Origin of the sequence: Williamsia sp. D3 (genome assembly GCF_000506245.1) — a bacterium.
Classification (GTDB): domain Bacteria; phylum Actinomycetota; class Actinomycetes; order Mycobacteriales; family Mycobacteriaceae; genus Williamsia; species Williamsia muralis.
In genome coordinates this window covers 309,759-317,984 of the sequence record NZ_AYTE01000003.1, presented here as the reverse complement: position 1 = coordinate 317,984, position 8,226 = coordinate 309,759, and the positions used below count along the sequence as shown (strand labels likewise).

Genomic DNA, 8,226 nt, shown 5'->3' with positions numbered 1-8,226 from the left:
CCGCAGACCGAGCAAGCACCGGAAACGCGAGCGGCCCATCCGCCCCGCTCTCCCAACTGGCCGAAGCTCGTCCCGCAGATCACCGCGAGCGCCCGGATCACATTTCGCGTGTGTACATCCTCGGGCCGCGACGGGCGGGCGTCGGCATGCGAGTGAATGACGTCTGTTCGGTCGAGCCGGCTGGGGGCGCTTCCCGGACCGGACTAATCGCGAAACGCCTCGACCACGTCCGCAACCCGTTGAAGTTGACTGAGGTCTGAACTGGTCGGGATGAGGTGGATTTCGTCGGTGCCGATGGCAGCGAACCTCGCCAGTACCTCGGCAAGCTGATTCTCGTCGCCTGCCCAGCCCGTAGTGGGAGCGATCGCGTCGACGAAGTCGGCAGGGATCCAATTCATATACCGACGCAGGTGATGGTGGATCTGCGCACGGGCGGGTTCGGGATCGCCGAGTGCGAACCAGAAGGATGTCGCCAGATGCGGTGGCTTATTGCCCGCCTCCGCCCACGAGGTGGTGGCGACGTCGAACAGCTCTTTCTGCTTGTCGACGTTTAGGTCAAGCGTGGTCCCCGCCAGGCCCTCGGCCCAATGCGCCGCAGAGCGAAGCGTTTTCGGGCCGATGGTCCCCACCATCAGCCGGGGGCCACCCTCCTGCTCGGGTGAGGGGCCAACGGGAAGCACCGAATCGGTGATCCGTTCGCCGGCCCACACCCGTTTCATGATTGCGACGCGGTCGGCCATGCCGCGGATGGTCTGACTCTTCGGGTCGGCGCCGACTGCTCGATAGTCCTCGTGCCGTCCGCCTACCCCGAGTCCGACCGTAAGCCGCCCGCCGGAGAGCATGTCGCCCGTTGCGAGCGCCTTCGCCAGCATGACCGGGTCGTGGAGTTGGGGCACGATCACCGTGGTGACCAGTTGCACCCGGTCGGTCCACGCGGCAACCGCACCGAGCATCGTGAGACTGTCGGGGTTGTCGAAGGCCATGCGCTCGCCCCAGCAGATGGACGAAAAAGGCCCATCATCAACGGCTTTCGCCCATTGTTTGAGAACAGTTGCATCGAGATCCGGTTCCATCACCGGCAACGTCATTCCGACCTGCACGAACCTGATCCTCCATGATCACCCCGGGTGGGGTGCCGGTTTCGCCGATCTTCAGATCAGTCCCTGTGCGAGCATTGCGTCGGCTACGTGGGTGAATGCGCTGATGTTCGCTCCTGCGGTGTAGTTGCCGGGAAAGCCATAGGCCTCTGCGGTGTGCAGGCACCGATCGTGGATCGAACGCATGATCTCGGCGAGCCGTTCCTCGGTGTGGTCGAACGACCACGAATCCCGGGACGCATTCTGCTGCATCTCCAGGGCGCTCGTCGCCACCCCGCCGGCATTGGCTGCCTTGCCGGGCGCGAAACGAACGCCGGCGTCAGAGAACAGCTTGGTGGCCTCAGGTGTGGTGGGCATGTTCGCGCCCTCGGCCACGATGCGGCAGTCGTTGGCGATGAGCGCTTTCGCGTCATCGGCGTCGAGTTCGTTCTGCGTGGCACAGGGCAGCGCGATGTCGACGGGAACGTGCCAGATACTCCCGGCCGTGCCGAGCTCGGCTCCCCGGCCTCGTGCCTGCACGTAATCTGCGATCCGTCCACGCTGATTGATCTTGACGTCCTTGAGAAGCTCCAAATCGAGGCCGTTGTCGTCCACCACGTATCCACTCGAGTCGGAGCAGGCCACCGCGATTCCGCCGAGTTGCTGGATCTTCTCGATGGCATAGATGGCCACGTTGCCCGAGCCCGACACTGCGACACGTTTGCCGTCGAAGGAGTCGCCCATGGCGGCGAGCATCTCGCTCACGAAGTACACCGTGCCGTATCCGGTGGCTTCGGTGCGGACCTGCGAACCTCCCCACGACAAGCCTTTCCCGGTAAGGACGCCGGACTCGTAGCGGTTGGTGATGCGTTTGTACTGTCCGAACAGATATCCGATCTCCCGTCCACCGACACCGATATCACCGGCGGGGACATCGGTGTGCTCGCCGATGTGCCGGTAGAGCTCGGTCATGAACGACTGACAGAACCTCATCACCTCGTTGTCGGAGCGGCCCTTCGGGTCGAAATCCGCCCCGCCTTTGCCGCCACCGATCGGCAAGCCGGTGAGGGCATTCTTGAATATCTGCTCGAAGCCGAGGAACTTGACGATGCCGAGATACACGCTGGGGTGAAAACGCAGACCACCCTTGTAGGGGCCGAGTGCGGAGTTGAACTCCACCCGGAACCCGCGGTTGACCTGCACGCCGCCGGCGTCGTCGGTCCACGGCACTCGGAAGATGATCTGCCGTTCGGGTTCACAGAGGCGACGGATGATCGCAGCGTCCGTGTAGTGAGGGTGTTTGGCGACCACCGGACCAAGACTGTCGAAGACCTCGCGTACGGCCTGGTGGAACTCACGTTCGGCGGGGTTGCGGGCGACGATGTCCTCGTAGAGGTCATGTAGCTTCTCATCGATCACTTGGAACAGTGCTCCCTCTGCGGTCTTGTCGAGGCGTCGGACGTGCCGTGTTGCCCGGTCAGCCTATCGATCGACAGAAATTGCCTATCGCCGGAGATGTCCATCGCTCAGTGTCTATTCACCCAGCGGTCATCGTGAAAGAGTTGCGCCGATCATGTGACCGAGGGGGCGAGTGTGCCGTTGTACTACCCGTACTGGTGGGGGATGTATTGGTGGGGGCCGTACATGCCCTACGTGACACTCATCGTGCTGATCTTGATGATCGCCTCGCTTGTGGACATCGTCGGCGGTGAAGGTGAGCCGAAAGGCATGCCGCGGTGGGGCTGGCTGCTCTTGGTGATCATCCTCCTTTTGTCGGATCGGTGGTGTGGTTTCTCAGCGGTCGCCCTCGTGTCCGCAATCGTCGCCGGCCCGCCGACCGCGGTGCCGGGTCACTCTTTCCCGAATATGACCGCAAAGGCCGGTTTGTCCCGCAAGACCCCGTCGCAGACGCGGAGTTCCTGCAGCGCTGTCGCGAACGAGCTGAACAGCAGCGGCGCGACGCCGATCTGGAATGGCGGCGCCGTCGGCGCGAGGAACGCTGACAGCTCGTTCCGGTCACGCGAAACCCCTCGGACCTGCGAACCGGCGACGTACCGTTGGCAGAGTCGTCGAAAAGGGGCCCGATATGCGCTCACTGGTCAAGACATCCGCCGCCGCAGGTCTGGCAGCAGGCATCGGCGCGCTGGCGTCGCAAGACGTGAACACCCGCTGGTACCGCAAGCTGTCGAAGCCGCCGTTCCAGCCGCCGTCCGTCGCGTTCCCAATCGTGTGGACCGCGCTCTACAGCGATGTCGCCATCAGCTCGGCGGTGGTGGTCGACCGCCTACATGAGCAGGGTCGGCACATCGACGCAGCCGCCTTCGAACGAGCGCTGTACCTGAACCTTGTCCTCAACGGATCCTGGACCTGGGTCTTCTTCAAAGCGCATCGTCTCGACGCTGCGACCGCGACCGCAGGTGTGCTCACGCTGAGTTGTGTGGATCTGGTTCGGCGCGCGCAGCCAGGGTCGCCGATTGCTTCCGCGGCGCTGGTTCCGTACGCCGCGTGGTGCGCTTTCGCGACGGTTCTGTCGGCTGCGATCTGGCGCCGTAATCGCTGACCGCAGAGTTCGCAGGCTTTGTGTCTCCTTACAGGCGTTGCAACACCTGTAAAGAAACACAAAACCTGCGTTTGAGCGTCGGTATCCTGTGCCGGTGTCCGAGTGCGACGACGACCTGACGGCCCGGCCCATGGAGTACCCCGGCCGAGCTGTCGCCGGCACCGGCTTGCTCGTAGGCGACGAGTACCGACAGCTTGCCACGGTCGAGGACGTCGAGCGCGAACTGCGCAGGGCGGCGAAACCTGTACTGTCGCAACGCCTGCCGGTGGTCGCGGTGGGTTCAAACGCCTGTGCAGCGGTGATGAGGCGAAAGCTCGCGGAGGTCGATGGGTGTGTTCCCTTCCTTCGTGGCACAGTCAACGACATCTCGGTCGGCCACAGTGCGCACCGCAGCGTCGCCGGATTCATCCCCGCGGCCCCGTTCCGTCGCCCCGGCCCGCCGATCTCGGTGGTGATGACAATGCTGACGCCGGAACAGCTGAGCGCCGTCGACCGCACCGAGCCCAACTACCGCCGCGTCGAGATCGAGTGCGACATCGCCGGGCTCGGAGTCGGTACCGCCGAGGTGTACGACTCGCTGTGGGGTGTGATCGCCCCACCGGGCGAGGAACCGTTCGGTCTGACACCACAACAGCACTTGCACAACGAATTGCGAGCCCGCTGCCCACGATTCGGCGTCACCGAGCCTCCTTGCGCAACCGTCGCCTTGTCGAGGGTGCTGGCGGAGGAAGGCTGGGCGGCCGACAGCAACTTGTGACTCGGGTGTCGTGCAGAACGACCTCAGCGAACAATCTCGAACACCGCGGCCAAACCCTGACCGCCGCCGATGCACATGGTCTCGAGCCCGTACCGCGCATCTCGGCGACGCATCTCCCGGGCGAGGGAGGCAAGCATTCGTCCGCCCGTCGCGCCGACGGGGTGACCGAGCGAGATCCCTGAACCGTGAACGTTGGTGCGGTCGAGGTCACCGGCACCGAACTCCCACTCCCGCATCACGGCGAGGGTCTGGGCCGCGAAAGCCTCGTTGAGTTCGATGAGATCGATGTCCGACAACGTCAATCCCGCTTTGGCCAGCGCCTTCTCCGTCGCCGGGACGGGACCGATGCCCATCACTTCCGGCGCCACGCCGGCGATTCCCCAGGACACCAGCCGGACCAGCGGATCGAGGCCGAGCGCGGCCGCCTTCTCGACAGTGGTCACCACGCAGAGCGAAGCCGCATCGTTCTGTCCACTGGCGTTGCCTGCGGTGACGGTGGCATGGGGGTCGTCAGCAGCCATGATCGGACGCAATGCACCGAGCTTCTCCAGGGTCACGTCGGCACGTGGATGTTCGTCGGTGTCGATCACCTTCTCGCCGCCGCGAACCGAGACACCGACCGGGATGATCTCTTCGGCAAGGACGCCGTCCTGCTGTGCCGCCACAGCGCGTGCATGAGAAGTCACCGCGAGCTGGTCCTGTTCGACGCGGCTGATGCCGTACCTGCGGCGCAGATTCTCGGCAGTTTCGATCATGCCGCCGGGCACCGGGTGGTGCCTGCCACCTGCCGTGGACCGCGCGCGGACGAGGCTGTCGTGCATCTGGACCCCCGTTCGCGCGGCGCCCCAGCGCATGTCGACCGAGTAGAACGATGCGTTGCTCATCGATTCGGTGCCGCCGGCGACCACGAGTTCGTTGTCGCCGTTGCCCACCTGGAAAGCAGCCTGGATGACGGCCTGCAGACCTGATCCGCACCGGCGGTCGACGTGCATTCCCGGCACGGTCACCGGTAGGCCGGCGTCGAGGGCCACCACGCGGCCGATTGCAGGGGCTTCACTGTTGCCGTTGCAGTGGCCCAGGATCACGTCTTCGATCAGGTCGGGTGCGATGCCGGTGCGATGGATCAGGCCGGTCATGGCGGCAACACCCAGATCGACGGCGGTCAGCGACTTGAACATTCCGCCATACCGACCGATCGGGGTCCGAATCGGCTCACAGATCACCACATCGCGCACACCGGCTCCTCTCAGCGGATCCATCATGCATGCTGAAGGCCGAAAACATGGTGGGTCGGTGCATATGGACCTTCGGGCCGATGCCGGGCAGGGTGTTCCCATGACCAATTGCCTGCATCCCCCGGACCGCCTGCAATCTCCAGACCGCCTGCGGTGACCGACGTGCCGACCTCGCCACTGAAGGGGCTGCGGATCGTCGAGGTGTCGAGCTTCGTCGCCGCCCCTCTCGCGGGAATGACACTGGAAGCACTTGGCGCCGAGGTCATCCGAGTCGACCCGATCGGCGGAGCTGCCGACTATCACCGTTGGCCGGTCACCGACGAAGGCGAGTCCATCTACTGGGCGAATCTGAACAAGGGCAAACGATCGGTCGCGGTCGACTTCCGCGACCCCGAGGCGATCGCACTGATCCGTGACCTCATCACCGAAGCCGGTGTCCTCGTGACGAATGCGGCCGGACGAGATTGGCTGGACTACGATTCCCTCGCCGCGATCCGTCCTGATCTCATCCACGTTCAGGTCCTCGGCCGCGCCGACGGTTCGGGTGCCCTCGACTACACGGTCAACGCGGCCACGGGTTTTCCGCTTGTCACCGGCTCATCGACCACGGCGGGCCCGGTGAACCACGTGTTGCCGGCATGGGATGTGGCATGCGGCCTGTACGCGGCGCTGTCGGTGACCGCGGCGGTGATCCGTCGATCGGAGACCGGCGCCGGTGCACGGGTGGTGCTGCCGCTGGAAGATGTCGCGCTGGCGACCACCGGGCATCTCGGATACCTGGCGGAGGCGCAGCTCGGCGGCGATGATCGACCGCGGGTGGGTAACGGGATCTATGGCACCTACGGTTGCGACTTCGCGACAGCAGATGGTGAGCGGCTCATGGTGGTTGCCATCACGCCGCGGCACTTCCGCGACCTCGCCGAGGTGACCGGAACTGCCGATGCGGTCAGGGCGCTGGAAACTGCACTGCGCGTGGACTTCACGAAGGACGGCGACCGCTACCGTCATCGCCGGGTACTCGACGGTTTGTTCGGGGTGTGGTTCGCCGAACGGAACGCCGACGAGGCGGAGGCAGCCCTGGCGGACACGTCGGTGGTGTACGAGCGCTACCGCACCTTCGCGCAGGTTGCCTGCGACCCGAAGGTGATGAACAACCCCATGTTCGGCCTGGTCGAGCAGCCGCGCATCGGCAGCTATCTGGCACCGACCACACCGATGACGTTCGAGGGCGCACATCCACCCGCCCGTCCCGCACCGGCCAACGGCGACGATACGGCGCACGTGCTGGCGGAGTACCTGAACCTCACCGACGCGCAGATCGCCGACCTCCACAACCGCGGCGTGGTGCGCGCAACCACCCGACCAACCGCAAAGGACACCGAATGACCCGACTCGCGCAAACCCCAGGCCTCACCGACGTGCAGAAGGAAATCCTTTCCACGGTGCGCGATTTCGTGGAGAAGAACGTGATACCGAACGCTCAGGAACTCGAACACTCCGACACCTACCCTCAGGCTCTGGTCGACACGATGAGCGATATGGGACTTTTCGGGTTGATGATCCCCGAGGAGTACGGGGGACTCGGTGAGTCGCTGCTGACCTACGCCCTGTGTGTAGAGGAGTTGGCGCGCGGGTGGATGAGTGTGTCGGGTGTGCTCAACACCCACTTCATCGTGGCGTACATGATCCGGCAGCACGGCACTGCCGAACAGAAGTCGCACTTTCTGCCGCGAATGGCGACAGGGCAAGTGCGCGGCGCCTTTTCGATGTCAGAGCCCGAGCTGGGATCGGACGTGGCCGCAATCCGTACCCGCGCCACACGCGACGGCGACCACTACCTCGTCAACGGTCAGAAGATGTGGCTCACCAACGGCGGGAGTTCTACCCTCGTCGCGGTTCTGGTGCGCACCGACGAAGGGTCGGCGAAGGCGCACGAGAACCTCACCACGTTCCTGGTCGAAAAGCCCGTGGGATTCGGCGAGGTGGCGCCGGGACTCACGATCCCCGGGAAGATCGAGAAGATGGGCTATCGGGGCATCGACACCACCGAACTCTTCTTCGACGACTACCGGATCTCGTCGGACATGGTCCTCGGTGGCAGTCCCGGCCACGGTTTCCGGCACATGATGGACGGTATCGAGGTCGGTCGCGTCAACGTCTCTGCCCGCGCATGCGGTGTCGCCTTACGCGCGTTTGAACTCGCCGCGCGATATGCACAGCAAACCAGCACATTCGGCAAGCCCATCGCGCAGCATCAAGCCATCGCGTTCTCGCTGGCGGAGATGGCGACCAAGGTCGAGGCGGCGCACCTGATGATGATCAACGCTGCGCGGCTCAAGGACTCGGGAGAACGCAACGACGTTGCGGCCGGTATGGCCAAGTACCTGACGAGTGAGTACTGCTCCGAGGTGACCCAGGCCAGTTTCCGTATCCACGGCGGATACGGCTACTCGAAGGAGTACGAGATCGAGCGTCTGATGCGAGAGGCGCCGTTCCTGCTCATCGGTGAAGGCACCAGTGAGATCCAGAAGACCATCATCAGCAAGGGTGTGATGCGCACGTACGCCCTCTGAAGGGCCTCCTCGGCGCGTAAGCCGT

Annotated in this window: 8 protein-coding genes; 5 read left to right on the top strand and 3 right to left on the bottom strand. The window is 64.5% G+C overall.

Features of this window, described 5'->3' with window-relative positions; all coding sequences use genetic code 11:
- Positions 1 to 203 precede the first annotated feature (203 nt).
- A complete protein-coding gene (locus W823_RS33760) occupies positions 204 to 1,088 on the bottom strand; it encodes an LLM class flavin-dependent oxidoreductase (protein WP_023954590.1) in 885 nt (294 codons plus the stop codon).
- 63 nt (positions 1,089 to 1,151) lie between these two features.
- Positions 1,152 to 2,495, bottom strand: coding sequence for an NADP-specific glutamate dehydrogenase (gene gdhA, locus W823_RS33755; protein WP_023954588.1), 1,344 nt, complete (start codon positions 2,493 to 2,495; stop codon positions 1,152 to 1,154).
- A gap of 317 nt (positions 2,496 to 2,812) precedes the next feature.
- On the opposite strand from gdhA, the gene W823_RS57010 reads away from it, so the two are divergent.
- From W823_RS57010 to W823_RS33740, 3 genes are all read left to right on the top strand, one after another.
- Positions 2,813 to 3,079: a hypothetical protein gene (locus W823_RS57010; RefSeq protein ID WP_200866337.1), complete on the top strand. Its 267-nt coding sequence runs from the start codon at positions 2,813 to 2,815 to the stop codon at positions 3,077 to 3,079.
- A gap of 83 nt (positions 3,080 to 3,162) precedes the next feature.
- Complete coding sequence (locus W823_RS33745) at positions 3,163 to 3,636, top strand: TspO/MBR family protein (RefSeq protein ID WP_023954587.1); 474 nt, start codon at positions 3,163 to 3,165, stop codon at positions 3,634 to 3,636.
- A gap of 94 nt (positions 3,637 to 3,730) precedes the next feature.
- Positions 3,731 to 4,393 carry a hypothetical protein gene (locus W823_RS33740; RefSeq protein ID WP_152537965.1) on the top strand — a complete coding sequence of 221 codons (663 nt, stop codon included), beginning with the start codon at positions 3,731 to 3,733 and terminating at the stop codon, positions 4,391 to 4,393.
- Between the two features lie 23 nt (positions 4,394 to 4,416).
- Here the strand turns inward: W823_RS33740 and W823_RS33735 are convergent, their stop codons facing one another.
- The gene (locus W823_RS33735; protein WP_023954583.1) at positions 4,417 to 5,628 is read right to left on the bottom strand and encodes an acetyl-CoA C-acetyltransferase; all 1,212 of its coding nucleotides are present in this window, start codon (positions 5,626 to 5,628) and stop codon (positions 4,417 to 4,419) included.
- Positions 5,629 to 5,781: 153 nt separating this feature from the next.
- Here W823_RS33735 and W823_RS33730 point away from each other — a divergent pair, with 153 nt between their 5' ends.
- Positions 5,782 to 7,014, top strand: coding sequence for a CoA transferase (locus W823_RS33730; RefSeq protein WP_023954581.1), 1,233 nt, complete (start codon positions 5,782 to 5,784; stop codon positions 7,012 to 7,014).
- Positions 7,011 to 8,201, top strand: a complete 1,191-nt coding sequence (locus W823_RS33725; RefSeq protein ID WP_023954579.1) for an acyl-CoA dehydrogenase family protein — start codon at positions 7,011 to 7,013, stop codon at positions 8,199 to 8,201. Before W823_RS33730 ends, W823_RS33725 begins: the two co-directional genes overlap by 4 nt.
- The last annotated feature ends 25 nt before the right edge of the window (positions 8,202 to 8,226 follow it).

Coding starts and splice junctions, on each gene's coding strand:
- W823_RS33725 (WP_023954579.1), top strand. CDS start 7,011: ATGACCCGACTCGCGCAAACCCCAGGCCTCACCGACGTGCAGAAGGAA.
- W823_RS33745 (WP_023954587.1), top strand. CDS start 3,163: ATGCGCTCACTGGTCAAGACATCCGCCGCCGCAGGTCTGGCAGCAGGC.
- W823_RS33760 (WP_023954590.1), bottom strand. CDS start 1,088: ATGACGTTGCCGGTGATGGAACCGGATCTCGATGCAACTGTTCTCAAA.